23 protein-coding genes are annotated in these 26886 nt (G+C 38.1%); 13 read left to right on the forward strand and 10 right to left on the reverse strand.

Going from position 1 to position 26886, the window contains the following annotated elements; genetic code table 11:
- Positions 1 to 95: 95 nt before the first annotated feature.
- The 3 genes from Q2U82_RS09370 to Q2U82_RS09380 form a co-directional block, all read right to left on the reverse strand.
- Positions 96 to 3230, reverse strand: coding sequence for a hypothetical protein (locus Q2U82_RS09370; protein WP_410004616.1), 3135 nt, complete (start codon positions 3228 to 3230; stop codon positions 96 to 98).
- A 167-nt stretch (positions 3231 to 3397) separates the two neighbouring features.
- Positions 3398 to 5236, reverse strand: coding sequence for a cystathionine beta-synthase (locus Q2U82_RS09375; RefSeq protein ID WP_410004617.1), 1839 nt, complete (start codon positions 5234 to 5236; stop codon positions 3398 to 3400).
- 163 nt (positions 5237 to 5399) lie between these two features.
- On the reverse strand, positions 5400 to 5780 hold the full coding sequence (locus Q2U82_RS09380) for a lipocalin family protein (RefSeq protein WP_410004618.1): 381 nt from the start codon (positions 5778 to 5780) through the stop codon (positions 5400 to 5402).
- 214 nt (positions 5781 to 5994) lie between these two features.
- Here Q2U82_RS09380 and Q2U82_RS09385 point away from each other — a divergent pair, with 214 nt between their 5' ends.
- Together Q2U82_RS09385 and Q2U82_RS09390 are read left to right on the forward strand one after the other, a co-directional pair.
- The gene (locus Q2U82_RS09385; protein WP_410004619.1) at positions 5995 to 6156 is read left to right on the forward strand and encodes a hypothetical protein; all 162 of its coding nucleotides are present in this window, start codon (positions 5995 to 5997) and stop codon (positions 6154 to 6156) included.
- Between the two features lie 607 nt (positions 6157 to 6763).
- Positions 6764 to 7759, forward strand: coding sequence for an IS110 family transposase (locus tag Q2U82_RS09390; RefSeq protein ID WP_410004620.1), 996 nt, complete (start codon positions 6764 to 6766; stop codon positions 7757 to 7759).
- A 67-nt stretch (positions 7760 to 7826) separates the two neighbouring features.
- Here Q2U82_RS09390 and Q2U82_RS09395 read toward each other — a convergent pair whose 3' ends face one another.
- Positions 7827 to 9614: a hypothetical protein gene (locus tag Q2U82_RS09395; RefSeq protein WP_410004621.1), complete on the reverse strand. Its 1788-nt coding sequence runs from the start codon at positions 9612 to 9614 to the stop codon at positions 7827 to 7829.
- 56 nt (positions 9615 to 9670) lie between these two features.
- A complete protein-coding gene (locus Q2U82_RS09400; protein ID WP_410004622.1) occupies positions 9671 to 11509 on the reverse strand; it encodes an ABC transporter ATP-binding protein in 1839 nt (612 codons plus the stop codon).
- A gap of 160 nt (positions 11510 to 11669) precedes the next feature.
- Between Q2U82_RS09400 and Q2U82_RS09405 the strand changes: the two genes are divergently transcribed.
- The 3 genes from Q2U82_RS09405 (at position 11670) to Q2U82_RS09415 (ending at position 14004) form a co-directional block, all read left to right on the forward strand.
- Entirely contained in the window at positions 11670 to 13058 is a 1389-nt protein-coding gene (locus tag Q2U82_RS09405; protein ID WP_410004623.1) for an MATE family efflux transporter, read from the forward strand.
- A gap of 61 nt (positions 13059 to 13119) precedes the next feature.
- Positions 13120 to 13350 carry a hypothetical protein gene (locus Q2U82_RS09410; protein WP_410004624.1) on the forward strand — a complete coding sequence of 77 codons (231 nt, stop codon included), beginning with the start codon at positions 13120 to 13122 and terminating at the stop codon, positions 13348 to 13350.
- Positions 13351 to 13437: 87 nt separating this feature from the next.
- Positions 13438 to 14004, forward strand: coding sequence for a phosphatase PAP2 family protein (locus Q2U82_RS09415; RefSeq protein ID WP_410004625.1), 567 nt, complete (start codon positions 13438 to 13440; stop codon positions 14002 to 14004).
- 60 nt (positions 14005 to 14064) lie between these two features.
- On the opposite strand, the gene Q2U82_RS09420 is transcribed toward Q2U82_RS09415, so the two are convergent.
- The 3 genes from Q2U82_RS09420 to Q2U82_RS09430 are packed head-to-tail and all read right to left on the reverse strand — an operon-like array spanning position 14065 to position 17019.
- Positions 14065 to 15690, reverse strand: a complete 1626-nt coding sequence (locus tag Q2U82_RS09420; RefSeq protein ID WP_410004626.1) for an ArnT family glycosyltransferase — start codon at positions 15688 to 15690, stop codon at positions 14065 to 14067.
- Positions 15680 to 16312 carry a lipid-A-disaccharide synthase N-terminal domain-containing protein gene (locus Q2U82_RS09425; protein WP_410004627.1) on the reverse strand — a complete coding sequence of 211 codons (633 nt, stop codon included), beginning with the start codon at positions 16310 to 16312 and terminating at the stop codon, positions 15680 to 15682. Before Q2U82_RS09425 ends, Q2U82_RS09420 begins: the two co-directional genes overlap by 11 nt.
- A complete protein-coding gene (locus Q2U82_RS09430) occupies positions 16309 to 17019 on the reverse strand; it encodes a glycosyltransferase family 2 protein (RefSeq protein ID WP_410004628.1) in 711 nt (236 codons plus the stop codon). Before Q2U82_RS09430 ends, Q2U82_RS09425 begins: the two co-directional genes overlap by 4 nt.
- Before the next feature lie 96 nt (positions 17020 to 17115).
- Between Q2U82_RS09430 and Q2U82_RS09435 the strand changes: the two genes are divergently transcribed.
- The 4 genes from Q2U82_RS09435 to Q2U82_RS09450 all read left to right on the forward strand — a co-directional run bounded on the left by Q2U82_RS09435 (position 17116) and on the right by Q2U82_RS09450 (position 21804).
- The gene (locus tag Q2U82_RS09435) at positions 17116 to 18054 is read left to right on the forward strand and encodes an NAD-dependent epimerase/dehydratase family protein (protein WP_410004629.1); all 939 of its coding nucleotides are present in this window, start codon (positions 17116 to 17118) and stop codon (positions 18052 to 18054) included.
- Between the two features lie 57 nt (positions 18055 to 18111).
- Positions 18112 to 20109: an LTA synthase family protein gene (locus tag Q2U82_RS09440; protein WP_410004630.1), complete on the forward strand. Its 1998-nt coding sequence runs from the start codon at positions 18112 to 18114 to the stop codon at positions 20107 to 20109.
- On the forward strand, positions 20099 to 20986 hold the full coding sequence (locus tag Q2U82_RS09445; protein WP_410004631.1) for a diacylglycerol/lipid kinase family protein: 888 nt from the start codon (positions 20099 to 20101) through the stop codon (positions 20984 to 20986). Before Q2U82_RS09440 ends, Q2U82_RS09445 begins: the two co-directional genes overlap by 11 nt.
- Positions 20987 to 21102: 116 nt before the next feature.
- The gene (locus Q2U82_RS09450; protein ID WP_410004632.1) at positions 21103 to 21804 is read left to right on the forward strand and encodes a DUF1003 domain-containing protein; all 702 of its coding nucleotides are present in this window, start codon (positions 21103 to 21105) and stop codon (positions 21802 to 21804) included.
- A 4-nt stretch (positions 21805 to 21808) separates the two neighbouring features.
- Here the strand turns inward: Q2U82_RS09450 and meaB are convergent, their stop codons facing one another.
- The gene (gene meaB, locus Q2U82_RS09455) at positions 21809 to 22894 is read right to left on the reverse strand and encodes a methylmalonyl Co-A mutase-associated GTPase MeaB (RefSeq protein WP_410004633.1); all 1086 of its coding nucleotides are present in this window, start codon (positions 22892 to 22894) and stop codon (positions 21809 to 21811) included.
- A gap of 92 nt (positions 22895 to 22986) precedes the next feature.
- Between meaB and Q2U82_RS09460 the strand changes: the two genes are divergently transcribed.
- Positions 22987 to 23412: an Ohr family peroxiredoxin gene (locus Q2U82_RS09460; RefSeq protein ID WP_410004634.1), complete on the forward strand. Its 426-nt coding sequence runs from the start codon at positions 22987 to 22989 to the stop codon at positions 23410 to 23412.
- 58 nt (positions 23413 to 23470) lie between these two features.
- On the opposite strand, the gene Q2U82_RS09465 is transcribed toward Q2U82_RS09460, so the two are convergent.
- Positions 23471 to 23992, reverse strand: a complete 522-nt coding sequence (locus tag Q2U82_RS09465) for a DUF2383 domain-containing protein (RefSeq protein ID WP_068761064.1) — start codon at positions 23990 to 23992, stop codon at positions 23471 to 23473.
- Positions 23993 to 24306: 314 nt separating this feature from the next.
- Here Q2U82_RS09465 and Q2U82_RS09470 point away from each other — a divergent pair, with 314 nt between their 5' ends.
- From Q2U82_RS09470 to Q2U82_RS09480, 3 genes are read left to right on the forward strand one after another with little or no spacing between them, the layout of a single operon-like run.
- Positions 24307 to 24852 (forward strand): RNA polymerase sigma factor, encoded by a 546-nt coding sequence (locus tag Q2U82_RS09470; RefSeq protein WP_410004635.1) that lies wholly within the window; start codon positions 24307 to 24309, stop codon positions 24850 to 24852.
- Positions 24836 to 25456, forward strand: coding sequence for a hypothetical protein (locus Q2U82_RS09475; RefSeq protein WP_410004636.1), 621 nt, complete (start codon positions 24836 to 24838; stop codon positions 25454 to 25456). The genes Q2U82_RS09470 and Q2U82_RS09475 overlap by 17 nt, the downstream gene beginning before the upstream one ends.
- Positions 25428 to 26849, forward strand: a complete 1422-nt coding sequence (locus Q2U82_RS09480) for a hypothetical protein (RefSeq protein ID WP_410004637.1) — start codon at positions 25428 to 25430, stop codon at positions 26847 to 26849. Before Q2U82_RS09475 ends, Q2U82_RS09480 begins: the two co-directional genes overlap by 29 nt.
- Positions 26850 to 26886: the final 37 nt, after the last annotated feature.

The following is a 26886-nucleotide window of genomic DNA, read 5'->3' on the forward strand; positions in this document are numbered from 1 at the left end:
GGTCTGTAAATAAATACTTTTAAAAGACTAGCAAGATAGGCAGCAGGTAAGAATTGCTACTTTATTTAACAACAATTACTAAGATACTTAACAAACTAAAGCGAATCATTTTTAATTATTTTTTCACCCATGTTTTTTGAGACAGGTCGCCGCACTTTATATTGGTTTATATTGGTAACCACAGTATCGGTTTTTATGAAATCGAGGATAAGCTCTAAGGTTTCTTGAACTTCTGGATGCTTATAGACCATAGCCTTTTGGTATTGCACAGCGGGTTCGCTCAGCAAACGTGCCAAGGGAGGCTCTACAACTCCCCATTTTTCAAATTCATAGTCCTTATAATCCTTGAGGGCTTTATCAATGGCTTCATTGTTTTTTTGGATGCTGTCCATAAGCGCCAATGGGTTGTCCACATCTGCTTTTAGAATAGCGCGTACTTTTTCATAGGTCATTTTATGTGGCATCATTAAAGGAACAACTGCAAATCCGCGATTTTTTATTTTCTCATAAATATATCCTGGAAGTTTATCAATGGAAGTAACGGTTTCAATTATGGAAGCAAATTCTCCTGATTCCTTAACGGTTTTTGAAGAAAATTTCCACAGAAACAACTTTTGCCTAATATAGAAATCGCCAGAATTGATGATATTTATAAAGATAGGTTGCACTTTTTGTTTAAATTCCGCTTCGCGTTCAATGGCGTCATATACTTCCAATGCGCTGAGCATCCCACTGTTTTCAAAATAGCCGCCATCCAAATAATTTCCTTTTTGACGAATTTTAGCCGTAGGGCTGAACAGCGGAAAACGATTGGTGGTTGATACTGCCCCAAAATAAGTGAGCGCTACAGAGTCAGGACCATTCTTGAATATTGAAAGATTATCGGCTCCCGCAAAAGTACTGTCAGGAAACTGAACCGTTGAAACAACACCCTGCCTTCCAGCCACTGAGGTGGAATTCATTATAAGCGCAGGGAATTTACCTTCTCGTTTTTTATAAAGATTGCGCCATAAATCTAGATAACTTAGGTTTTGGAAGTCATCCATGGGCATGCCTGTGTTTTTGGCGTGCAGCTTCATACTTTTGTAGGAGCGATCCTTGCCGTGAAAATTGATGAACGGTAAGTATTCCCGAATCATATCGCGCCCCAAGAGGTAAGTGAGTTCATTTGATAATACATTGGATTTTCCTATTTTAAATATTTCATCATCCAAGTTTTCATTTTGGTCGTGATAATTGCGCAGGGCAGCATAATTGCCTATGCCCACCGCACCACCGGAAACACCGGAAAGCACAATGCTACGGTCAAAAAATTCACCTTGACTTAAGGAATCCAATTGGTTAAACAATAATAAATTCCACAGATTGGCCTTTAGTCCCCCGCCATAGGAACCCACAAAAAAGTAATTGTCTTTTTTAAAGGAATTGCTGGTTTCATTTCTCATGAACTCCTCAAAACCCATAGGATTAAGGGTTTTGACTTCAGTGAGTTCGTGAAGGTCATTTTCAAAGGAAGTCATATAGATGGCTCCGGAAAACAAAAAGATAATCAGCAGTGGCAACCAATATTTATAAAAATTCTTTGGGCCACTTTTTTTCTTTTTATCCTTTATTCCATCTACTTCCTTCGGTTCTTCCAATCTATGATAATACAATAGATGCTTGAAGAGAATGATGAGGATTGAATAAATAACAATAATATAGAGACAAATAATAACCAAGGGGCTGAACCAACTGGCAATCACAAAAAAGCTATTGGCAAGAATGAGGCAAATCAAGGAGAATATTCCGCTGTACCTCATAAAATTTAAATAAAACACGTTATCGCTTAACTTCCCGAAATACTTCAAATACTTAGGAAGTTTTTGGCTTTCAACATTGCCGTATTTGTCAAAGAGTTTCAAGATATCTTCATTGAACATTTCCTTTTTTTCGGTGTGAAGTTCTTTCGAAAAAAATACGTATTTAAAATAGGTTCGGCATATTTTGAAATATACATAGAGATACATTTGGCAACCCAAAGTGATAAGAAACGCAGTGAAGGGAATGCGGTCCCATTTAAAGATGGCTACGAGAATAGCGGTTATAAGAACCATAATTATACAAGCCAGATAATAGCGAGGAAACCTGCTTACATATTTAAGAATAAATAAAACGGTTTCCTTTTTGGTTGCTTCATCGCCTTCTTTTAAGTTTTTTTTCCATTTGTTATAACGCTTTCCCCAATAATTATAAACGATTAATGTAATGAGAAGCAAGAAAGCCGAAATGTATGACGCATTAAAATTCACTCCAAAATAACGGGGAATCATCAACAGGAATATTTGGAACATCGCTATGTAAATGAGGACTCCCAAACTGCGCCGCAGGTTTTTAACAGCTTCATTATCAAAAGTAACACTTGAACCTGGCTTGGCTTTACTGGTGTCAAAATATATAATATTAAGACCCAACCAACCCTTTTTGTCTTTAGGCATTTCAAGGCTCACACAATCTCTGTTCCCGTAAAGCCAAATATCATTATACACCGGAAAGTGTGAAAGCACCAGCGCCAAAAAACTGAGCAAAAAGAAGAGAATCACAATATTTACGGGCCTATAAAAAAGGTCAACTATCAGCGTGCCGCCTTGCTCCATAAACGTTACCATTACATAAATAATGATGATGAAAAGGATGCTCAATAAAGCAGTCTGGATAAACCGAATCAAAGTTTTGATGTGTGGTAAAAAGACGGTTTTAAGAAACCAATACATCAAGAACATGAAACAAACTGCATAAAGCGAAACTTTTACAGGAGTGATGTATTTTAAACTAATAAAGTCCCGTACCGATTTAAATTCGTAACCAAAGCCCTCCAAAACATCTGCAAGCAGTGCTAATGCGGCAAAGAACAAAAACGCCTGCTGTATGGTAATAAGAATTTTAAGCCGCTCCCAATTAATGAATTTGTCCTTAAACAAATCGCGGATCAGATAGCCGATAATACTCAACAAGAGCGTTGCCCATATAATATCAAAAATGAAAAAGGCGTGATAATAAATTATTTTCCCTGAATTTTCAGGGCTGAAGATAAGTGCGTTTACTGCTTCAAAATTGTCAAAATGCCCGTGTTGTGGAGTTTCTATATAACTATTGATGCGAAAGGCAGCACTGATGATTATTAAAAGCAAGGAAATGACTACCCAGCCTACAACCCAATAATTTATACCTTTTTCAAGCCAATTTTTCATAATATAAAAATATATGGCCAAAGCAGAGGAGAACTTATGGCAGCGTTTTCATACTCGAATATACAAAAAAACAGCTATCAAAACACAAGTAGTCAGGCGCTTAAGGTGTGGCTTGCTAATTATAAAGGGCTATTGCCAAGTTTTGCCCTCAACATCTTACGGCTTCCCTAAATGTTTTCAACAAATTCCAGAAACACTTTTTTATGAAGGTCAAGGTCCATATTTCCTGAAAGTGATACACGAACAATATAATCCTTGTCGCCTTCCTTAGTTGTTCCTTGGGTTGAGGTTGCAGGGATGGTCCAGTAACTTCCTTTTAACTGGCCATAGCTCACGCAAAACTTACATTCATCAGGAATTTTTGTAATCATTAAATTGATTAGCTTCAAATTCAACGCTCTTTTGTAGGTTTCCTTTTCTTCAGCAGTATTTCCCTTTGTTGGAAGGTCCAATGAAAACACAGAAGGGGTAAAGCCTTGGGCAGCTAAACTTTCTGAAACAAAATTGATCTTTGCTTCCGGTAAGGTTTCGTGGATGAAGTTTACAAACTCACGCGTATTGTAATAAGCATCAATAATCCGTTTCTTCATGGAAGGCAATTGCTTTGCCAGAATTTCATATTGAAGCGCTGTAGCCTCGTTATCGCAGAGGGTTAGATGCAACTCTATTTTTTCCATCAAGGCTGCCGTTTTTGTATTTCCTACTACATACCCAGCCGTACATTTTCCACCACTTGGGAATTTTGAACCACTGGCATACGAAATGGCCCGCACCGTTGAAAGTATTTCCCCTTCGCCCAAGAAGTGATAGTTGGGGCAAAAGGTTTGATCCAAAATAAAAACAGGATCTATAGCAGTTTCACCCGTTGCGGTTTTGCGCTCTTTGCTTAAAACAGCTTTCAATTCTTGCAGATCCGGGACTTCAACTCTTGGGTTTGTTGGGATTTCAGCTATGATGTAAGGGATGGCATCTTCGGCAGCGATTTTAGTTAAAACGGCATCGATACTTTGTACCATTTCATTATCACCATCAACCAATAAATCTACTATTTCAACATTATCAAGACAAGCTGCCACACGTCTTGCCTGGTCGTTTGTGCCGCCGTAACAATTTGGAGGGACAATAAATTTGATGGCTTTCCCTTTTTGTTTTTCCTGCGCATCGTGGATGAGACCCATCATAATGGCGTACTGAATAGAGAGTCCGCTGGAACCAACGAGTGCAGCTGTGGGGGAACCGGTAATTTCCATTATGGAATTTAATACGCTTGGTTTATTTTCATCTTCATTATTCAGCGCAATAGAGGGTTGTTTTCCAAGCCATTTTAATGCAATTAAGCAATTGGCAGGCGTCATGGCAATGGTTTCCCTTCTCCTTACGTGCTGAATTTCTGAAATGTAATCTTTGTTTTTTTCCCCATTTACTATCAGTGTGCTTCCAAGCTGCCCTTGAAGGCTTAGGAAAAAGTCAATGGTTGGCGTGAGCGCAACAGCGCCAATCTTCTCATTCTCTGAAATGAAGAGGGTGCTGCCATTAAATTTTGGAATGGCTGCTCCTTGCTCTATTTTCTTTAGTTCAAAATTATAGCCGTAGATGTTTTTTACAATGTCGGCATCGAAAAAGTTTGGTAATTCATCGGTATAAAGGATTTGGGTGTTTTTATTGGCCAATAAATTTTTCCGTAGGATTGCCAGTATGGGAACCGTTTTGGAGGAAAAGGTTATTACATTCTCAGGTGCTACATTATTTAAGTTGGCAATTCCCCATTCCAATATGCAGGATAGTGGGTGGCCCAAACGGATATAATCATAGGCCGTGGGTAATTTTTTTAGGGCTGCCGGTTCCGCATTATTGGCATGATATAAGTTTTCAAACTGATCTAAAAACTGGGTTTTTGCCAAGCTTTCATTATAAATATCAAGTCTGTGGGTAGTGAGGTTTAGCCAGTCTGCGGGCATATTTTCCAATACCTCTTTTATATAATTTTGCACTTTAGTGTCTTGCATGTTTTTCACTTTTAAATAGGTCGGCAAGTTACGTTAATTAGATTTTTTTGAAGATGATTTAAGAGTTTTGTAACGGGTTTTTGGAACGTTTTAGCAAATCATTGAGGGAGGGCTTGATCAAGCAATTCACGCTATGGCGCTACTATTTGTAAAGTCTGTAAAACTATAACTTGTTAAAAGGTACATTGCCTAAACCCGAGGCCAGCAATTGCCCGGCGGCGTTTATGCTAAAGGGGGTGGCATCGGTAGCGCCGTCATCATAATCTAAGGTCAAGGTGTTTTCGCTGCTGCTCCAGCTAAAGGGCCGCAGGTTTGAAATTGCGGTGCCGTCCGGCTGGGCTATGTATTCGGTACTGTAGCCGTTGCCTTCCGTATTAAAATACAGTTTGTAGTCATATTCCTCGCTAAAGTCGCTGCGTTGCCATACGCCAATTAGATTCTTGGCTTGGTCTGTATTGCTGTTTTTTTCATCATTGTTGCACGATAGGAGAGTTGTTATAGCTAGAAAGAGAATGGTGGTTTTAAGCGATTTATATGGTTTCATTTAGCGAAAGAAGCGTGTTTGTTATTGCTTTAGATGGGTTAAAAGTATGGAATATAGTTGATAAATATGTTTGGTGTTTAGTAGGTTTATTCTTCAATACTATAAGCAGAACGCTCGCGATAGTGGGGCAATTGGTTTTAACGGATTTGCAATTGGCTAGGCAGAAGTTACAATTAATTTTGCTGGAATTACAATTGGCTATGCAGGAGATGAAATGTGCTTTGCGGGAGTTGCAATTGGTTATGCAGGAGTTGTAATTGATTTTGCAGGAAATGAAATGTGCTTTGCGGGAGTTGCAAATGGCTTTGCGGGAGATGAAATGTGCTTTGCGGGAGTTGCAATTGGTTATGCAGGAGTTGTAATTGATTTTGCATGAGTTGTGATTGCCTTTGTATGTGTTGCAATTGGCGATGTATATTATATTTTTAGTAACGTATGTTAGGTAATTGAGAAAGGTCGCATTGCAAATTCTCTATTTAGATGAGCAGGCTTTGCAAAAGCGCGCCAGAGGGGAGTTCAAGCTTTAGCTCAAATTCATATTCATCCCGTTCTTTTGTGCCTTTCTTTCCTATTAAAAGGTCTTCGGCTTCGCTTAATTTCTAGCTTTTCATTTGATATGTATTTTTGGCTGTGGTTCTCACTGTTGCGGGCACACGTTGCAAACGTGCGCTAGCCCTTAGTTTAGCAATGTTATTCACATAGATGTTTCAAAACATTGATAATGATGATGTAAGTGATTGATTTTCTTTTCTTTTTGCTTCTTTTTCTTTTCTTTGTTGATAACCTCAATAATTGTGGATAACAACCAGACCGATAAGGGCGAGTTAGTCGCGCTGCAAAGCTTTCAGGCTTATCCCCCGATTAAATCCCTTATCGGTTTATTCTGAACGGGCATCAAATGGAAATTCAGGTTCTCAGGCCTATTATCAGGGTTTCGATGGCAATTCAGATACTTGGTTGCATCCTTCTCAAAACCCAAAGATATGAAGAAAGAGGATTTTTTACATTTTATCGGCATCGACATTTCCAAAGACACCTTTGACGTTGCGGTGCTAAGTGGCGGAGAGCCCGCCTCTTTTGTTTTTGACAATACCCAGAAGGGCATCAATGCTTTCCTTAGGTCGCTAAGGAACCAAAAAATGTCACTGGCGCAATGCTTGATCTGTACGGAGCACACGGGCGTTTATGGCAGGCTCCTCATTGCAAAGCTCGTGGAGAAAAATGCTTTCCTGTGCGTAGAAATGTCCTTGAGGATAATCAGGAGCCTTGGTATAAGGCGCGGAAAGACTGATAGAATAGACGCCATACGTATTGCCGAGTACGCGCAGAAAAACGTGGAGGAACTTGAGGTTTACGAGCCCCTGCCCGAGGTTCTTGAAAAGGTGAGGATATTGTTGACGGTGCGAGAAAGACTGGTAAAGAACCGAGCGGACCTGAACAAATATCCCAATGAGCTCAAGCGGTTTGCACCGGAACTTGCTAAGTTGGCACAGCAGAATATTAAGAAGACAAGCGCCACACTAACTGCGGAAATAAAAAGAATAGAGGCCGAGATGCAGGCACTGGTTCTTTCCGATGACAGACTGAACAGGACGGTTGGCCTTGCCACATCTGTTCCGGGCATCGGCAAGATAACAGCGCTACAGCTCACTATTTACACCAACTTCTTTACAAGATATGAAAACCCACGCCAGTTGGCCTGCTATTGCGGGGTGGTGCCGTTTGAGCATTCCTCGGGCACGAGCATTTTGAAAAGGGCGAGGGTGAACAATATGGCAAACAAAAACCTTAAACGGCAGCTGCATTTGTGCGCCCTGGCGGCAAAGACATATGACCCAGAGATGAAAAGCTATTTTAAGAGAAAGGTGGAAGAGGGAAAATCAAAGATGCTTGTGATAAACAACATAAGGAACAAGCTTGTTCACAGAGTCTGTGCCGTCATAAAAAGACAAGAACCATATGTGAAAATGACGGCTTAAGTTTTAACCATTTTTGTTTGGTTTAAACATGGAAATCGGGGGGAACTTTTTTGAGGACGGGACAGAATCATTCAATCCCAAGCAAAGATTCTTTATAATTTTCAAGCGTTAAATCTTCAGATATATGCTTTTCTAACAGATCATTATGATAATCAAGTATTATTTTAACTTCTAATATTACCTGTTCAAGAGTATCAATACTCATTTCACCAACTAATTCAACTACTTTACTAATTAAAATATCTAAATAATTATGCAAATGCTCAATTAATATTGGCGTGTAGGTTGGATAACTACCAGAATGAACTATTAAACTTCTTGTTCTATAAATTCTTCTTAAATGCCAATTAAGCTTTATTTCATGATTTTTTAAAGCCTTTTTAATATTTTTAGGGGAATTTAATAATTGATGTATGCTATAAATTCTATTTTTTAATAAAGGATAATCTTTTAATTCTTTATATAATTCTAGCCTTAAATTTTTATTATCCGAAAGAGTTATTAAGGCAGCAATTTTTTCTAAATCATTTGCTGTAATACCACATTTTACTTCGTTTAATAAACTTTCCAAATATTCTTTATTCCAATTCTTTAAATTACTTAACAATTCTTTAAATTGTTTTTCAATATAATTTATTTGTAAAAAAGGAATTAATTTTTCTGAAAGTTGGACAATTCTATCTTGGTTAGATTCAATAGATTTTGGTATTAAGGTTTCTAAAGCTGCCCATAAGTCAAGAATTTGATTTTCTAAGGCTGAAGCGGTTAACGCTGCACTATGAAGATCAATACTCCTAGAAAACCTATAGGTAGATTCACGACGTAATTCTAGAGTTTCCAAAACTTTTTCTACAGATTGTGCGGCAACATCGGGGTATTCGTCGTTTTTAGTTTTTAAAACAGATTTGATTGGTTTGTCAATAACTACAACATAATTATCACTGTTTCTTGAAACCACACACTTATCTTTTATTTCAGGTTTTTGTTTATGGTGAAAGAAATTAAATAAGTTTGTGACTTGTCCCAAAAACTTTTCAGATGATTCCATTGCTGAATGGTGATCTAAATCCTTCACCTTAGAACATATAATAAATGATTCTAAATCTAATCTGCTTTTTTCAAAATCAATATCTTCTTTTATTTTAGAAAAACAATTGTAAGTTTTGGTTACAACTATATTATAACCATTCAGCGTTTTTTTAAATTCTTTAAATAAAATACTTCCAATAAAGACAACTGTATATTCAGATGATTCAAAATTAAATATGGAAAAAAATTCATTTAAATTATCAATATTATCAATTTTGCTTTTTTTTGAAGAATTAAAAAAATGCTGGTAATTTTGGTAATCAATATGATGTGGATGATAGCCATAATTTATTAATTCAGTTAATAAACTTCCGGTTAGATATTTTATTTTAGACTTTTCTTTCTTATTTTCTATATATGATTTTAAAGTTATTTTAATCTGTTCTAAGTACTTTTTATCATTGAAGTGATTATATAAAAAACTAATTGTGTTTTCAAGTTCATTTAATTTTATATCATTTGGTTTGAGCTGAAGTTTGTAAAAATCAAATTTTTTCCCCAGTAATTCTTTAGCTGCCCAATCTTTATCTAAACTCCATCTTAATTCTTCAATGATTGATTGAAGATTTTTCTTTGGCATAAAACCGTTTCTAACCTCTTCAATAGTGCTTAAACACTCAACACATAATAATCTGCAATTTAAAGCTAATGGTTTGTAGGAGTCTAAAGTATAATCAAATAGCATTTCATCTATCACTTGAGCAAAAAATAATAAACCTTCTAATTCTTCAACGTTTTCCCAATGGGATGAATTTAGCTTTCTCATATAACTTTAAAATTGAGGGATTATATAAATTTGATAACAAATATATTCTTTTTAACTTACTGATACCCCGCCGCCTGCAACTTAAACAACTCCGAGTACAGTTTTGGGTGCGCCATCAATGCTTCGTGGGTGCCCAGCTCCAGCACCTGGCCGTGCTGCAATACCAAAATACGGTCTGCCATCCGCACGGTGCTAAAGCGGTGGCTAATAATAATGCTGGTCTTGCCTTTGGTGAGGGCTATAAAGCGTTCAAAAACATCAAACTCTGCTTGGGCATCCAGCGCGCTGGTGGGTTCGTCAAGCACCATAACATCGGCGTCCTTCATATAGGCGCGGGCCAGGGCCACTTTTTGCCACTGTCCGCCGCTTAGTTCGGTGCCTTTGTAAAACCTTCTGCCCAGACGTTGCTCCAGTCCGTCTGTCATTTCGGTCACTACTTGTTCTGCGAGGCTTTTGCTGGCGGCGTAGTTTATTATCTCGTCATTCTGTACTTGGTCTATATTGCCCACGGCTATGTTTTCGCGTAGGGTGAATTCATATTTAAAAAAGTCCTGAAAGATCACGCCAAAACGTTTTCGGTATTCGTCTACATCAAACTGGTTTATATTGATGCCGTCCAAAAGTATTTCGCCTTCGGTCGGTTCATAAAAACGGAGGAAGAGTTTTATAAGCGTGGTTTTTCCCGCGCCGTTTTGGCCTACAAAGGCCATTTTTTCGCCTGCTTTTAAAGTAAAAGTTACGCCTTTTAGCACTTCGGTTTCGCTACCGGCGTAGGCGAAGTGTAGGTTGTTAACCTGAAAACCTTCTTTAATGGTTTTGGGCATAGCCGTTTTTGCTTCGGCATTTTGCTCTACAGTTAAATCGATAAAGTCAAAATAATCCTGAAGGTAAAGCGCGCTTTCGGAAATACGGGTAAAGCGCGAAAAGAAGCCCTGCAGATTGTTGCGCAAACGGTTGAAGGAACCGGAAAGGAAGGTGAGTTCCCCAATGGTAATCACGCCCGTAAGCACCCGCAGGATGATGTAAACATAGGCGCCGTAATAACTGAGCACGCCGAGAATATTGAAAAGCGAACCGTAAAAACTTTGCCTAAGCGAGAGTTTTTTGTTGATGAGGTAATAGTCGTTTGAAAGGTTTTTAAAGCGTTCCGCGATAAAATCTGTTAGACCGAAAAGCTTGATTTCCTTGGCGGTTTGGTTATTGGCGCCGATGAAACGGAGGTAATCCAGTTCGCGGCGTTCGGCGGTCCAACTTCTCGCCAACGAATATCGCGTGCTGCTGAATTTGGCTTCGTTTATAAATGAGGGAATGATGCTGAGGATGAGTATCAATATTAAAATAGCTTCAAAATAAACCAATCCCGCAATCAGCGAAACCATAGAGATAAGGCTTTCGGCTTGTCCCAAGGCGTTGGTCATTAAATCTACCCGGCTGTTGGTTTGGGTTCGGGCGCGTTCCAGTTTGTCGTAAAATTCGGGGTCTTCCAGTTGGGCGATGGTGAGCTCGCTGGTTTTTCGGATTATTTTTTCGGAAGAGGCGTTGCTGTATAAATCGCCCAGCAATCCGTCGGTTAGGTTTATCAATCTTCCCAACAAATCTGAAAGTACGGCAACGGAAAATTCGATGATTACGTAGTTCCAAAGCATCGTGAAATCTTTGTCTTCTAGGGAAACTTGGAGGATGATTTCATCAATAATCATTTTCCCCACCCAAAGGATAACCACGGGTGTGAAAGCATTTATAAGCCTGGCAAAAGTATTCAGCAGAAATAGTTTTGGACTGCTGCGGTATATTTCCCTAAAAAACCGCGGGATGGTTTTTAGCGCTTTAAAAGAATCCTTGACGCTGGTTTTCTTTTCTTTTTCGGAGATTGATTTTGGAGTTGGACGAGGCATTATTTAGTTATGGGTTATGAGTTGAGAATTTTGTCGATGAGTCGATGAGTTTAGAAGTTTAGTCCACTAAACTCATCGACTTCTCAACTTATAGACTTTTTTCAACATTACAAAGCTATTCTAAAAATCGCAAAACCTATCTTTGCGCAAAAATTAAAACTTGGCGCTTTCAGATTACACAAAGGAATTTAAGTATAACACCAAACTTGCCACACCCGTAATTTTGGGAATGCTTGGGCACCAAGTGGTGGCTTTGGTGGATAATATTATGGTGGGGCAATTGGGGAGTGCCGAGCTTGCGGCTGTATCGCTAGGGAACAGTTTTATGTTTGTGGCCATGAGTTTGGGGGTTGGTTTTTCTACGGCAATCACGCCTTTGGTTGCAGAAGCTGATGGGGAAGGAAACAGAGAAAAGGGAAAATCTTCCTTTAAGCACGGCTTGTTTTTGTGCATTGTTTTGGGGGTTGCGCTGTTTGCCACAGTAATGTTTGCCAAACCCTTAATGTACGTAATGAAACAACCGCCGGAAGTGGTGGATTTGGCAATGCCTTATTTAACGCTGGTTGCGGCATCATTGGTTCCGTTGATTATTTTTCAAGGGTTTAAGCAGTTTAGTGATGGTATGTCCATGACGCGTTTCCCTATGTATGCAACTATTGTGGCGAATTTGGTGAATGTGCTATTGAACTATATGTTTATCTTCGGAAAGTTTGGTGCGCCAGAACTTGGTGTGGTTGGTGCGGCTATCGGTACGTTGGTATCCCGCGTAGTGATGGTGTGCTATCTGTGGTATTTATTAAGCCGAAAAGAGAAGTCCCGGTATTTTGTTACTAGCATCAAAATTTTCACCCTCAGTAAAACAATGCTAAAAAAGCTGCTGAACCTAGGTTTTCCTTCGGCCATGCAGATGTTTTTTGAGGTAGCTATTTTTACTTCTGCAGTATGGCTTTCGGGAATTCTGGGGAAGAATCCACAGGCAGCAAACCAGATTGCGCTCAATCTTGCTTCTATGACGTTTATGGTGGCGATGGGCTTTAGCGTGGCGGCAATGATACGGGTGGGCAATCAAAAAGGGTTGAAAAACTTTAGGGAATTGCGGCGCGTGGCCATTTCCATTGTGTTATTAACGTCTATTTTATCGTTGATTTTTGCCATTGGATTTATACTTTTTAATGGCGAATTGCCGAAAATATTCCTCGATTACAACAGTATAACCGATTTTGCCGACAATCACGAAGTGGTTTCCATAGCTGCACAGCTTTTGATTATTGCAGCAATATTTCAATTTACCGATGCCTTGCAGGTGGTTGCTCTGGGAGCGCTTCGCGGAATGCAGGATGTGAAAATACCAACAGTAATTTGCTTTATAGCGTATTGGATAATCGGTTTCCCAATTTCCTATTATTTGAGTATGGAAACTTCCCTGGAAAGTATGGGCATTTGGATAGGTTTGTTGGCAGGGCTTTCAGCGAGTGGAATCATGTTATTCATCAGATTTAATTATCTTTCGAAGAAATTGATTAGGCAGGAAGTAGCGATTAGCGAATAGCGAAAAGAGAATTGTTTTTAAAAATCATAACTCCGAACTTATAACTCATAACTCCAAAAAAATGGATTTCCCAAAATATTTATTAGGCGACAACAGCGATTATCCAACGGCGATTTTCGTGATACATACTGAATTTCCGCGTTTCATTATCAATCTTGAAAACGATGAAGTGGAATGGTTGGAAGATTTTGATGCCCAAGATCAGAAAGAACTGGAGAACGAAGCTGAAAATTTGATTCAAGGGGCCACAGAGTTTTACGATAGAGAAATAGCACTTTACGACGAAGATTGATTTTTTTTGTGAATAGGTGAATAGGTGAATAGGTGAATAGGTGAATAGGTGAATCTGTGAATTTGCGAATTCTATTGATTAAAAATAATGCTCGACGAACTTTTAAAATACGATACCGAATTTTTCCTTTTTCTAAACAATCTGGGAAACACTTCTTGGGACGGATTCTGGCTTTTTGTGACTGAAAAATGGTCGTCGATTCCTATTTATGCAATTCTGCTTTATTTGATTTATAAGAATTATGGTTTAAAAGGAATGCTTGTGATTTTAGTTTCCGTTGCCTTGATGATTACTGCAACAGACCAAATAGCCAGTCTTTTTAAATATGGTGTTAAACGTCCAAGGCCTTGCCAAGTAGAGGAACTGAAAGCAGCTATGCGTTTTGTAGCTGATGGTTGCGGCAGGTATGGCTATTTTTCGGCACATGCAGCAAGTTCTATGGCTGCGGCTGTGTTTTTAGGATTAAGCCTTCAAAAATGGTATAAATATTTGCCTTTTCTTTTACTTGTTTGGGCTGTGATTACTGGTTACAGCCGAATTTACTTGGGCGTCCATTATCCATTGGATGTGGTTAGCGGAATGGCTTTTGGCGGATTGACGGGCTGGTTGTTTTACTTGCTTCAGAAATGGGGACAGAAGAAGTTTAATACCTAAAATTAAGACGATTTGTGAAGAATAAAAAACCCCTCGACTGCGCGCGGGGTGAAATTGCGATTACTTTTTTGTCACAATAAACAAATCTCGATACAACCTGTCTTTGTGTGTTCTGCTGTCAGTGCCTTTCGGGTTCATATCGTAACGCGCAATTCGTTCTCTTTTAAAATTGGAAAATGCATTGTCAAAATTTTCGTGATTATTCTCTGAAACCATCACGCCAAATTGGTTTTCCTCAGGAATGGTAACATTTTCGCCTACTTTCAAAATTTTCATCTTTTCGCCATAATCCCAAATAAGTTCAGGCGTCATATCTGAAAATTCATAGATTTTAAGATGTTGCTCTTTTGCAAAAGTTTGCAATTCTGAAAATGGTTTGTATTCGGCATTGTTCGTAATTGCAGCGCTAAGTGGAAGTCCGAACCAAATAACCATCACAATAAATGCAATCGTCAAATAAAAAACAGCTGCAATATTTTTTCTGAAAAGATTTCGGAACATAAAAATTGCAATGATGAATAGAACAAGGGAAAGCAAAACAAACCAAACCCAATTTCCTGCAAGGCCATCTTTCAAGAAAATGTAGCCACCAATGGGAAAAATTATTCCTATAAAAGCAATCAGTCCGAAATTAAAATAAACCGGAATTGTTTCTTTTTTATCTTTCAATTCTTTAAATCTTCGGAAAAGATATTCAATGTAAAAACCAGTGTTTAATGCCATCGGAATCATAACTGGTAAAAGATACCGCGCCTTTTTTTCAGGAATCAACGAAAGTAGAATTACCGAAAGCATCGTCCAAAGAAAGGTGAACAGATATGCTTTTTTATTGAAAACCCGATTTTTTAAGTAAGGGTAAAGCAATGCAATAAATGCGGGAATCGTCCAAACGCCGCTTTGTGTGAAAAAGCTCCAATAATAATAAAATGGCTTTATTTCATAGCTTATCCAATTGGTCGTTTCCTTTTTGGTGATTTCAGCCGCAGCGGGATCGAATGTAAGCGTGTACCAATGCCACCAAGCAGAAACAATGAAAGCTACTGCCAAGAATGCAAAAAGCGGAAGCCAACGCGATTTAAAATTTCTGTATTTGTAAACAATTCCGAAAGCAATCAAAAAGGGCAGGAGCAGACCGTACATGGAAACAGGGCCTTTACTTAAAAACGAACAGCCAAAGAGAAGTCCGGCCAAAAGCGCGTTTCTATATTTGTGGGTTTCTTCCGTAAAAAATAGATAAAGTAGGTAGATACAAACCACCATAAAACCGTGGGTGTAAATATCCCATTGCCCGTCGCGGGCAGAGGCAACAATATAAAACGAGGTTGCCATTATCAGTGAACTGATAAAAGCATATAGTTTTTCTGAAGTGAGTTTTTTTGCAAGTTTATAGGAAAACAGCACGAGAAAAAGCGTCATAATCGCTGCTGGAAGCCGCAGTGCCCAAACACTTTTTATCCCGAAAATTGCCGCTGAAAAAGCCGTTAACCATGTGGGCAGCGGGGGTTTTTGATAGCGAGGTTCGCCGTTGATTGTTGTTAAAAGCCAATTGCCGTCGTGAAGCATTTCGCGAGCTGTAATAAAATTTCGCGCTTCCATAATGTTTACTGGAAGCGAGTCCAGATTCACGAAGAAAATAGCCGCACAGGTTAGCAACAGCAGTAGTTTGTAATTTTTTTCAATCTTCATGGCTAACTTGTTTTTTCCAAATGAAAATATTGCGAACATAAATTATCAACCCAGCAATATGGCCAACAAAAAGTACCGGATCTTTTCTGAAGATAGCGTATGTTAAGATTAAGGATGCTCCCAAAACGCTCATACGCCAAAAACCTACGGGCAGTTGTGAGGTTTTTGTTTTTTCGGAAACCATCCATTGGTACACAAACCGCAACGTAAAAATTAGTTGGGAAATAATTCCTAAAAGCAACAGCCACAGCGGAATTGCGTCGTTTTTGAAAAGTTTTTCAATGTCGTATTCGCCATTATTGTATGCGTAAACCACCACAAGAATTGGAAAAATATAAAGAAAGATCTGCAACCATTTTGGCGATTTCTGCCATTCACCCTGCAATTGTAAGTTTCGAATGTAAATATAATACGTCAATGCTTGGCCGAGCATAATGGCGAAATCATCGCGCAAATGCCCATAAACAAACAATAAAAAAGAAGCCAATAAACTCAGTTTCCAAAAAGCGGAAGGAGTGATGATGCGTTTGCTTTTTTCGGAAAGAATCCACTGAACAATAAGCCTTCCACTGAAAAGGATTTGTGCCAAAAAGCCAATGCCATACACAATCCAGTTGCTCATCCTTTACTTTTAATCTCGTAGTTGATGTATTTTTTCTTCATCCAAAGGTAAGCGAAGCAGTCCATCAAAGGACCTATCAATCTGTTCCAAAGTCCAAATTTTGCGGTGCCTGCCATTCGCGGAAAATGCTTCACGGGAACTTGCAATATTTTTCCGTTTTGTAAAAGAATCATCGCAGGCAAAAAGCGGTGAAGTCCTTTAAACATTGGAATGCGTTTGGCGTAATCTGTTTTAATTACTTTTAATGGGCAACCCGTATCGTCCATGCCGTCGTGCGTAAAAGCGCGGCGAATACCATTTGCAATTTTTGACGACATGTTTTTTACAAACTTATCCTTTCTGTCGGCGCGAACACCTGTTACCAAATCGTATTCGCCGATGTGTTCCAACAAAAGATTAAAATCTTCCGGCGCCGTTTGCAGATCGCTGTCAATATAACCAACCAACGGACTTTCGGCAGTATCAAATCCCGCTTTTATAGCAGCGCTCAGACCTCTGTTTTCCTTAAACGAAATAAAATGAAAAGCTTCATTGCGATTGCAGATTTCTTCAATTAACGCTTGGCTGTTGTCCTTGGAACCGTCGTTAACAAAAAGAATGGAAGTTTTTTTGGTTGCTATTTTTGTGTAATCCAGTAGTTCCTTTTCTACCCTTTGCAGGTTTTCTTCTTCGTTATAAACGGGCACAATTATGGTGAATTCGTACATTTCGATTTTTGAAAAGGTTTCTGCAAAAGTATTTCTTTTTTGAAGAATACCGCAGAACGTTAAAAAAGATGTTATTTTGCATGTGAAATTAATTTTATGAAGATTTTAATTACAGGTGCTGCGGGGTTTATAGGTTCGCATACTTCGGAAAGATTGAAAGACCTTGGACACGAGGTTGTTGGTATCGATAATTTTTCGCCCTATTATGATGTTTCCCTAAAAAAACTGAATGCCAAAGCACTTTCAGATAAGGATATTACAATACTTCAAGTTGATTTGAGAAGCGACGATTTAGCTGAAAAACTTCCAAGCGACTTCGATTATATTTTCCATTTTGCCGCGCATCCCGGAATTTCCAATACTTCCACATTTGAGGATTATTTCACTAATAATATTTTGGCAACCCAACGCCTGCTTGAGTTTGCAGAAAATTTTCCCAAAAAGCCATTTTTTGTAAATATTGCTACTTCTTCAATTTACGGTTTGGAGGCTACTTTTCCTGAAAGTGTTCCGCCAAAACCTGCTTCGTGGTATGGCGTTACAAAACTTGCTGCGGAACAATTGGTGCTTGCAAAAAGCCGCGAAAAGAAATTACAGGGAACATCTTTCCGTTTGTTCTCCGTTTATGGCCCGAGAGAAAGGCCAGACAAACTTTATACCCGATTGATTGATTGTGGTTTGAACAATAAGGCATTTCCTCTTTTTGAAGGAAGCGAAAAACATTTGCGCAGCTTTACCTACGTGCAGGATATTGTGGACGGAATTGTGAGCGTTATTGGAAAAGAAACAATTTGCAACGGCGAGATTTTCAATTTGGGAACCGAGACCGAAAGTACCACAGCACAAGGAATAGCTACTGTTGAAGAAATTCTTCAGACAAAAATTGAAACCGAAAAGAAACCACCGCGCGCTGGTGACCAATCGCGAACCAAAGCGAATATTGACAAAGCCAGAAAATTGCTTGGCTATAACCCAAAGACTACTTTAAAAGAAGGTTTGTTGGCACAAACGGAATGGTTCAGAAATAGTTTTTAATAAACTTATAATTAGCGAATTAAGTATTCGTTTTAATAAAACTAACCAACTTTAATTATGACATTATTCTCAAAATTTTCACCAAAAAGGTTTCTGCTTTTATGGTATTTTGTTGGTACTTTTATTGTGCTTTCAACCATTATCCGTCTAGTTTTTACTTTTTGGATGTTGCCCGAAGTAGATACTTCCTTCTTTAAAATTGGCAATACATTACTTATCGGTTTTCTTTTTGATATTGGTACGGTTTCCTTTTTTGCAATTCCCTATGCATTGTATTTATTGGTTTTTCCAAAGAAATGGTACGGATCATTATTTGATAGAATTATAACTTGGTTTGCTTATACATTGGGTCTCGTTATTTTTCTTTTTTCCTTTTTTGCGGAAATAACTTTTTGGGAAGAATTCAAAAATCGCTTCAATTTTATAGCGGTTGATTACTTAATCTATACCTACGAAGTAATAAAAAACATCAACGAATCTTACCCAATTCCATTATTGGTGGGCGGTATTTTGCTGCTGACGGCTTTTCTTCTTTTTATGACGAAACGCAAAGGCATTTTTCAGAAAACATTCCACAACGAAACCACTTTTAGGCAGAAGTTATTGCCAACGGCTTTTTTTATAGCTATTGCCGTAATATTTGCGCTATTTGTAAAAAACAAGGATGCCGAACAATTTGAAAACCGCTACAATAACGAAATTGCTAAAACAGGAATCTATTCCTTCTTTGCGGCTTTTCAGAACAATGAACTTTCGTTTACTGATTTCTATAAAACTATTCCCGTAAAAGATGCCTTTGCCGAAGTTAATTCTGAATTCAGAAAACACGGCGACAGTCTTCTTTTCCCTGAAAAGGAATTGATTTACAGAAATATTTCAAATATAGATTCACTACCCGAACAGAAACCAAACGTCATTTTTATTTGCGTGGAAAGTCTTAGCGCAAAATTTCTCGGCAGCTTTGGTAATACCGAAAACATTACTCCCACCTTGGATTCCTTGGCAAACCACAGCTTGTTTTTCAACAATCTTTTTGCAAATGGAACCCGAACTGTACGCGGTATGGAAGCAATAACCTTATCAATTCCACCAACACCGGGCCGAAGCATTGTGAAACGTGAAAACAATCAGCATCTTTTCACCATTGGTGAGGTTTTTAAGCAGAAAGGTTACACTCGGAATTTCTTCTACGGCGGCGATGGCTATTTTGATAATATGAACAGTTTTTTTGGAGGAAACGGTTTTAATATTGTGGATCGCGGTCGAGGTTTTTTACTTGATAAAAGCATCAACACAACCCGAACAAACATAGAGGATGAAGAAGTAACTTTTGAAAATGCTTGGGGAATTGCAGATGAGGATATTTACAACAAAGTAATAAAAGTTGCCGATGAAGCCCACAGTGCTGGCAAACCTTTTTTCGATTTTGTGATGACGACCTCAAACCACCGTCCATATACGTATCCTGAAGGGAAAATTGATATTCCATCGGGCTCGGGCAGGAGCGGAGCGGTGAAATATACAGACTATGCCATTGGCGAATTTTTAAGGAAAGCCAAGCAAAAAGAATGGTTCAAAAACACGGTAATAATAATTATGGCGGACCATTGTGCTTCCAGCGCTGGAAGGCAGGAGCTTGATGTGAAAAATTATCATATTCCCGGCTTGATGTTGAACTTGCCAAACATTTTACCAAAAAAGGTTGATAAAATGGCTTCGCAGATTGATATTTTTCCAACACTGTTTTCATTGCTAAATTGGAACTATAACTCCAATTTATACGGTACCGATGTTTTAAAAATGAAGCCCGAGGAAGAACGTGCTTTTGTTGGCACGTACCGAAAACTAGGGCTATTAAAAGGCGATGATAAAGTAATGGTTTTGGGCGATCAAAAAATTTCGAACTATTATCAATGGAATCGGGAAAGTAACGAACTTATTCCATTAAAGGAAAACGAAGCTTTCTTAAAAGAAATCATTTCAAACTATCAAACCGCGGACTATCTATTTTCAAACGGTGGGTTGAAGCTGAAAAGTTTAGGACTTGAGGACTAATATTCATTTTATTGTAAATCCCATTGCGGGCAAAGGAAAAAATGAACTTTCCGAGGCTTTGCTGGAAGCATATTTTCCGAAAACGGAATATTCAGTTTCAATAAAGAAAACAGAATTTGTGCTTCATGCCACAGCGCTCACGAAAAAATCTATTGATGAAGGAGCAGAAATTATTGTTGCCTGTGGCGGTGATGGCACTATTAACGAAGTGGCTTCCTGTTTGGTGAATACATCGGTGATATTTGGAATTTTGCCAATGGGTTCGGGCAACGGTTTGGCTTCCAATCTAAAAATTTCAAAAAATATAAAAAGGGCGCTCGCCATTATTAAGAACCAAAATATCATTGCTATTGATACGGGAACCATAAATGGCGAACCGTTTTTCAGCAATACAGGCGTTGGTTTTGATGCGCACGTAATTTCAGATTTTGAGGAAAATACTACCCGACAACTTTTTAGTTATTTGCAATCCACGCTACGGACGCTAAAAAAATACCATTATAAAAATGTGGTGGAACTTAAATACAACGAAACTACAGAATTGATTTCCCCATTTCTGCTTTTTGTTTCAAATAGCAACGAGATGGGTTATAAAATGAGTTTGACCCCGAGAGCGTCTTTACAGGATGGATTGCTGGATTTGGTTATCGTTCCCGAGCTTTCAAATTTTAAACTTTTCATATTTACTTTGCTGTTTCTTTTTAAAAAACATCACTGGCTAAAGGAGGTTAGGTTTAAACAAATTACTTCTTTGGAAATTAAAAGTGTGGATAATATTATTTTGAAAACACAAAAAGACGGAGAGTTTTTTGTTCCGAAAGAGCCAAAAATTGAAATAGCAATTCATCCAAAGAACTTGAACGTCTGTGTTTTATAATAGCCTGTTTTTACGTTAGATTTCGTAGATATGAAATGTCCATTAATGATTTATAAACCAAGGGAAGATGTAAATAGGGACATTCCATCTTCCGCTTTCTTAAATATTTTCTACAGATGAAAACATTCGTAAGCAGTATTTCGGGTAAGGAATTTCCCGAAAGCGAAAAAATGCACGCCAAGACCATTCGCAAATCTATTTTCGATTTAATAAAAAAGGAACATCCCTCTTTTACGAATAATAGTTATATCCCAGTTTCAGAATTAAACCAATACCGGCAAAAATATATTTCAGAATATTTATTGGATGAGGTTGGTGAACTTGGGGAACTTGAAAAGGATGTTTTGGAAACCATTCAAAATCAAGAAGCGATTTCCTCTAAAATAATTTTGGAGGAAGATTCGGCAAAATTCACTTACGGGCAAAAGTTAGCCGATAAAATTGCAAGTTTTGGAGGAAGCTGGAAATTCATTATCATTTTTGGTGCTTTTATCCTCGTTTGGATGTGCATCAACATCATTTTTTTAGCCAGCAAAGCATTTGATCCCTATCCGTTTATTTTGCTGAATTTAATTCTTTCATGTTTGGCTGCGTTGCAAGCTCCAGTGATTATGATGAGCCAAAACAGGCAGGAAGAAAAAGATCGCGAGCGCGCCAAACAGGATTATATGATAAACCTAAAATCTGAGCTCGAAATTCGCATGTTGCACGAAAAACTGGATCATTTGATTATTCACCAACAACAGGAATTACTCAATATTCAGCAAGTTCAGGTAGAAATGATGGAAGATATTATGAAACGATTAAAAAAAGAATAATCTTTTAATTGTTTTTAATTGAAAGCAATTTTTCTGCAGCTTCAAAAGGCGTCGTTTTATTTTCATTTAAAGCTTTCAATTGTTTTTCAAGTTCTTTTTTCACGGTAGCATTTGCGTAAAACTCACTTTTTAGACGGCTTTCAATAGTTTGTAACAACCAGAATTTGTTCTGCTCTTTTCTTTTATACTGAAAATAGCCGTTGCTTTTTACGGTTTCGAAATAGTTGGAAATAACATCCCAAATTTCAGAAATACCTTCGTTTTTAATAGCACTGCACAAAAGTGTTTTTGGTGCCCAACCACTTTCCTTTGCTGGGTAGAGGTGAAGCGCACGATTGAATTCGGTCTTTGCCAATTTTGCCGCTTTTAGGTTTTCGCCATCAGCTTTGTTGATGATTATGGAATCTGCCATTTCCATAATACCTCGTTTTATGCCTTGCAGTTCGTCTCCAGCACCAGCAAGTTTTAGCAATAAAAAGAAATCGGTCATGGAATGGACGGCAGTTTCACTCTGGCCAACGCCAACGGTTTCAATCAAGATAACATCAAAACCGGCCGCTTCACAAAGGATTATTGTTTCCCGGGTTTTTCGTGCTACGCCTCCCAAGGTGTCGCCACTTGCGGAAGGACGGATAAAAGCGTTTTCTTCTTTTACCAAATCTTCCATTCGGGTTTTATCGCCTAAAATGCTGCCTTTGCTAATGCTGCTGCTGGGATCTACGGTTAAAACAGCTACTTTTTTCCCTTCAGAAATAAGCAACTTTCCAAAACTTTCAATAAAAGTACTTTTACCCACGCCGGGAACGCCCGTAATCCCGATACGGATGGATTTGTTAGCGTGCGGCAAGCAGTTTTCAATAATTTCTTTTGCTTGTTGTTGGTGTTTTTGGGCCGTGCTTTCAATAATGGTGATGGCTCGGCTAAGGGCTGCCTGATTTTGGGATAAGATTCCTGAAATCAATTCCCCAACAGCTTGAGGTTTCTTTTTGAGGTTTTTAAGATGCTTTACAATTTCCTTGTTTAGGGTTTCGGGTTGCGAAACGCCTTCCTTTTCATTTAAAGCACTTGTATTTTTTTTGGTTGCAGCCACAGCGTGAATTTAGGACAATTTTATGAATATGTTTTTTAAAAAGCCAGTTTTCGGTAGTATATTGACTTGAATTTAATCAAAAAATAGAAAAGATGAAAACATTATATGAAGCAACAACTACTGTGGTAGGCGGAAGAAAAGGACATTTAAATACTGATGATGGCAAGCTGGACTTGGCTCTTTCTGTTCCAAAAGGTATGGGTGGCGATGGAGGAGAGGGCACTAATCCCGAACAACTTTTTGGCGGAGCCTATGCTGCGTGTTTCGGTGGGGCAGTGCAAGTGATTGCTAAAAAGAAGAAAATTGAACTTTCAGACGACTTCAGTATTACGGCAACCATCGGTTTTTGTGAAGATGAAGATGGTGCTTTTTTAGAAGCAACGTTGGATTGTTATCTGCCGGGGGTGGATGTAAAAACGGGCGAGAGTATAATTAAGAATGCCCACAAAATATGTCCTTTTTCAAAAGCAACCCAGGATAATATTACTGTAAACCTAAATTTATTGTTAGACGAATAAACAGATTATTTAAATATTTATAAAAAAAGAAAAGCCCTGAATTCAGGGCTTTTCTTTTTTACATTGCTTTTAGGTTTATCACCTTCCCACCTTCATCTTCTTTTTTTGGATCTTCTTTTTTTGTTTCCACAAAAGGATTTTTCTTAGGCTGTTGCGCGGCTTGCTTGATGTACCACTCCAATTGATATTTCTGTTTTTCCAGAAGCTCAAGAATGCCATCTGGCAATTCCTTGCGTTCCAAAAGCTCATCATATCTTTTGATGTTGTTTCTATCTCGGCTTATGCAAGAATTAACAATGGCTTCGGCATCAAAATGCTCCAACGCTTCTTTTATTTCCTGCCAAGTGCGGTCCAAGTTTCCTTTTTCAGAATCTTCTTTTAAAGGTTCAATGTCGCGTGAGTGAAGCTCGTTGGAAATGTCGTGGCTCATTCGGTTGCGCTCAACGGCCATGTAGTTTAAAAACCTTTTTAAATCGGTGGTTTGGGCGTCTTGGGCAGCGTTATAGTATAATTTTTCTGCTTCAAAGCAGGCTACCAATAAACGGTTTAGTTTGTCAAAATCGGCGTATTTCTTTTTCATAATGGATGGTTTTATCAAATTTAGCACAAAAAACAACTGTTTTAAAAAATCTTCACTTTTTTTATGAAGAAGATAACAGTATTTTATAAACTAAATTATGTATTTATATAGGCATAATTTGTGCCAAAAATTTCAAGGGGGAGAAAAACTGTATTGCCTATTTTTAAAAGAACCCGAACCAGCTTATCTGCCTAATATACGAAATTTTTTAGATTGGGGTTTGATAAAATTTTTCAAAAAAAAATTCAAAACTTGCAACAACTAATTTCTTTTGTCGTCTTTTAAGGGAACAGCAACCAAAAAAACCATCAAGTTTGTCCGATTTATTACTCATCGAGCAATGTAAGCAGAGCAACCGTAAGGCGCAGATGGCGCTCTATGGAAAATATAGTGACGGTATGTTTGCAATAGCCCAAAGGTATTTAAAGGACACCGCGGCCGCGGAAGACGCGATGCAGGAAGCTTTTATTAAAGCTTTTAAAAAACTGAGCCAGTTTAAAGGAGACGTCACTTTTGGGGCTTGGTTGAAAAGGATTGTAATCAACACTTGCTTAGATACAATCAAGACTAGAAAAATTGAAACGGAATCCATAAATGACGAAGTTTTTGCGATTGTTGAAGCAGAAGCTGATTGGTCCATTGCCGATGAAACGACGGTTTCAGAAGTATTGGCTGCCATTGAAGAACTGCCAGACAATTATAGAACTGCGGTAAAATTATTTTTAATTGAAGGGTATGATCATCAGGAAATTTCAGAAATACTGCAGATTTCTGAAAATGCATCGCGGACATACCTGCACCGCGGAAAGACAAAATTGAAAGAAAAACTAAAACACTTGCGCTATGGCACGGGATATTAAAAAAATGTTTGAGAACTACACTCCGGAACCAATGGAGCTACCAACAGGTCATGAAGCACGGTTTGCATCAAAATTGGACAAGGCTTTTTCGGAAAACATTTCTAAAGAAAAAAGCACTTCATTTCAGTGGCTGAAAATTGCGGCAGTAGCTGTGGTACTCATTACTGTAAGCTTTTTTGGGTACCAACAACTTTCAAAAACGAATTCCAAAATTAGTAATGATCCAAACAATTCTATTGTGGACAACAAACCTGAAAATGTGGATAGCAATACTAAGCCGAAGCTCACCCTGGCCGATATTTCCCCAGACCTTAAAAAGGTAGAGGAATATTATATGTCAGGTATCAACGTTCAGTTGGCATCCTTAAAAATTACCGATGAAAACAGAGATTTAGTAAACGGCTATATGCAAAGACTGGCAGAGTTGGACAAAGAATACAACTCATTAAATATTGAGTTAAACAAAGTTGGTCCTACTGAGACTACCGTCACTGCGTTGATAGATAATTTGAAAATGCGTTTGGATTTGCTGTTCAAACTAAAAAACAAATTAAAAGAACTTAAAAATCAAGACAATGAAGAATTTAAAGCTATACAAACTTAAAATAGCAACTCTTTTGCTATTGTTGATTGGCACTGTAAACTACTCACAAAATAAATATGTGGAAAGTTTTAATGTAGCCGATAATGTGGAAGTATCTGTGAATACTTCCTATACAAACATCGTTTTTGAAACTTGGAACAAAAACAAAGTAGAAGTAGAAGCCTATATTGAAGGTGAAAAACTTTCAGAAAAAGAGAAACAGAATTTAATGAAAAATTGGGATCTGGACATTAGCGGAAACAGCAAAAAAGTGAGTATAACCTCCAACTCTGGAAACCAAAGTTTTGCAATTGACGATATGCCACCAATGGATTTTATAGGTCCCTTGATGGAAAATATGGTTATGCCGATGATCCAAAACATAAAAGTGCCACCCCTTCCAGCCGATTTGTTAGAAAATCTTGGCAATATTCAATTTGATTATGAAGCTTATCAAAAAGATGAAGAAGGCTACATGAAAAAGTTTGAAGCACAGATGGATAAGAAATTTGGAAAGGATTTCGAGAACAAGATGGAAGCGTGGGGCAAAAGTTTTGAAGAATCTTGGGATGATGAAAAAGCGGACAGCATTGGCGAAGCCTACGGTAAGAAAATGGAAGCGTGGGGAGAATCATTCGGAAAAAGCATGGAAGCATGGGGAGAGGCTTACGGGAAAAAAATGGAGGCTTGGGCAGAAGAGATAGAAAAGAAATATGAAAAGGAGGGTGCCAATTACACCAAGACTGTAACCAAAAGTCCTCACGGCACTTCCGTGATTATTCAAGGAAGTGGAAGCAAAAATATGAGCAGTGTAAATGCTAAAAAAACTATTATCATCAGGCTTCCCAAAAACGCCAAAACCAATGTAAACATTCGTCATGGTGATCTAAAAATGGCAGATGCAAATAATCTGAAAGCAGATTTAAACTATACATCTTTTAAGGCAAACAGCATTGATGGGGTTCAAACCCTCATCAGTGCTTCTTATGCCCCAGTTGTTATAAAAACTTGGAAACAAGGTGTGCTGAACGTGAAATTTGTAGATAACTGTTCCATTGAAAGCACCGAAAATATAATCCTAAATGCCAATTCCAGCGATGTACGTATCGGGAATATTAACAATCAAGCCTTCCTTTCCGGTTCGTTTGGAGATTTGAGCATCGCTAAAATTTCTAATGATTTTGAAACAATTGACATCAGTTTGGAAAACACCGATGCAAAAGTAAAGGTGCCTATTGGTGCGTTTTCATTTTATTTTAATGGAAAGAAATCTACACTAAAATATCCAAAATCACTTCAGCTCAAAGAATCCAAAAGTGCAGACAGGGTTTTAGTCAAGGGATATAACCAAAACAACACTTCCAACAAAACCATTACAATCAATTCTACTTACAGCAATGTTTCACTTCAATAATCATTATAGTGTGAGTTAAAATTACTTTACTAAGATA

It is taken from the genome of Aequorivita nionensis (genome assembly GCF_046352995.1).
Classification (GTDB): Bacteria; Bacteroidota; Bacteroidia; order Flavobacteriales; family Flavobacteriaceae; genus Aequorivita; species Aequorivita nionensis.

Excerpts from the sequence above, each read along its gene's own strand:
- Q2U82_RS09370 (WP_410004616.1), bottom strand. The coding sequence starts at position 3,230 with ATGAAAAATTGGCTTGAAAAAGGTATAAATTATTGGGTTGTAGGCTGG.
- Q2U82_RS09375 (WP_410004617.1), bottom strand. The coding sequence starts at position 5,236 with ATGCAAGACACTAAAGTGCAAAATTATATAAAAGAGGTATTGGAAAAT.
- Q2U82_RS09380 (WP_410004618.1), bottom strand. The coding sequence starts at position 5,780 with ATGAAACCATATAAATCGCTTAAAACCACCATTCTCTTTCTAGCTATA.
- Q2U82_RS09385 (WP_410004619.1), top strand. The coding sequence starts at position 5,995 with ATGTGCTTTGCGGGAGTTGCAATTGGTTATGCAGGAGTTGTAATTGAT.
- Q2U82_RS09390 (WP_410004620.1), top strand. The coding sequence starts at position 6,764 with ATGAAGAAAGAGGATTTTTTACATTTTATCGGCATCGACATTTCCAAA.
- Q2U82_RS09395 (WP_410004621.1), bottom strand. The coding sequence starts at position 9,614 with ATGAGAAAGCTAAATTCATCCCATTGGGAAAACGTTGAAGAATTAGAA.
- Q2U82_RS09400 (WP_410004622.1), bottom strand. The coding sequence starts at position 11,509 with ATGCCTCGTCCAACTCCAAAATCAATCTCCGAAAAAGAAAAGAAAACC.
- Q2U82_RS09410 (WP_410004624.1), top strand. The coding sequence starts at position 13,120 with ATGGATTTCCCAAAATATTTATTAGGCGACAACAGCGATTATCCAACG.
- Q2U82_RS09415 (WP_410004625.1), top strand. The coding sequence starts at position 13,438 with ATGCTCGACGAACTTTTAAAATACGATACCGAATTTTTCCTTTTTCTA.
- Q2U82_RS09420 (WP_410004626.1), bottom strand. The coding sequence starts at position 15,690 with ATGAAGATTGAAAAAAATTACAAACTACTGCTGTTGCTAACCTGTGCG.
- Q2U82_RS09425 (WP_410004627.1), bottom strand. The coding sequence starts at position 16,312 with ATGAGCAACTGGATTGTGTATGGCATTGGCTTTTTGGCACAAATCCTT.
- Q2U82_RS09430 (WP_410004628.1), bottom strand. The coding sequence starts at position 17,019 with ATGTACGAATTCACCATAATTGTGCCCGTTTATAACGAAGAAGAAAAC.
- Q2U82_RS09435 (WP_410004629.1), top strand. The coding sequence starts at position 17,116 with ATGAAGATTTTAATTACAGGTGCTGCGGGGTTTATAGGTTCGCATACT.
- Q2U82_RS09440 (WP_410004630.1), top strand. The coding sequence starts at position 18,112 with ATGACATTATTCTCAAAATTTTCACCAAAAAGGTTTCTGCTTTTATGG.
- Q2U82_RS09450 (WP_410004632.1), top strand. The coding sequence starts at position 21,103 with ATGAAAACATTCGTAAGCAGTATTTCGGGTAAGGAATTTCCCGAAAGC.
- Q2U82_RS09460 (WP_410004634.1), top strand. The coding sequence starts at position 22,987 with ATGAAAACATTATATGAAGCAACAACTACTGTGGTAGGCGGAAGAAAA.
- Q2U82_RS09465 (WP_068761064.1), bottom strand. The coding sequence starts at position 23,992 with ATGAAAAAGAAATACGCCGATTTTGACAAACTAAACCGTTTATTGGTA.
- Q2U82_RS09475 (WP_410004636.1), top strand. The coding sequence starts at position 24,836 with ATGGCACGGGATATTAAAAAAATGTTTGAGAACTACACTCCGGAACCA.
- Q2U82_RS09480 (WP_410004637.1), top strand. The coding sequence starts at position 25,428 with ATGAAGAATTTAAAGCTATACAAACTTAAAATAGCAACTCTTTTGCTA.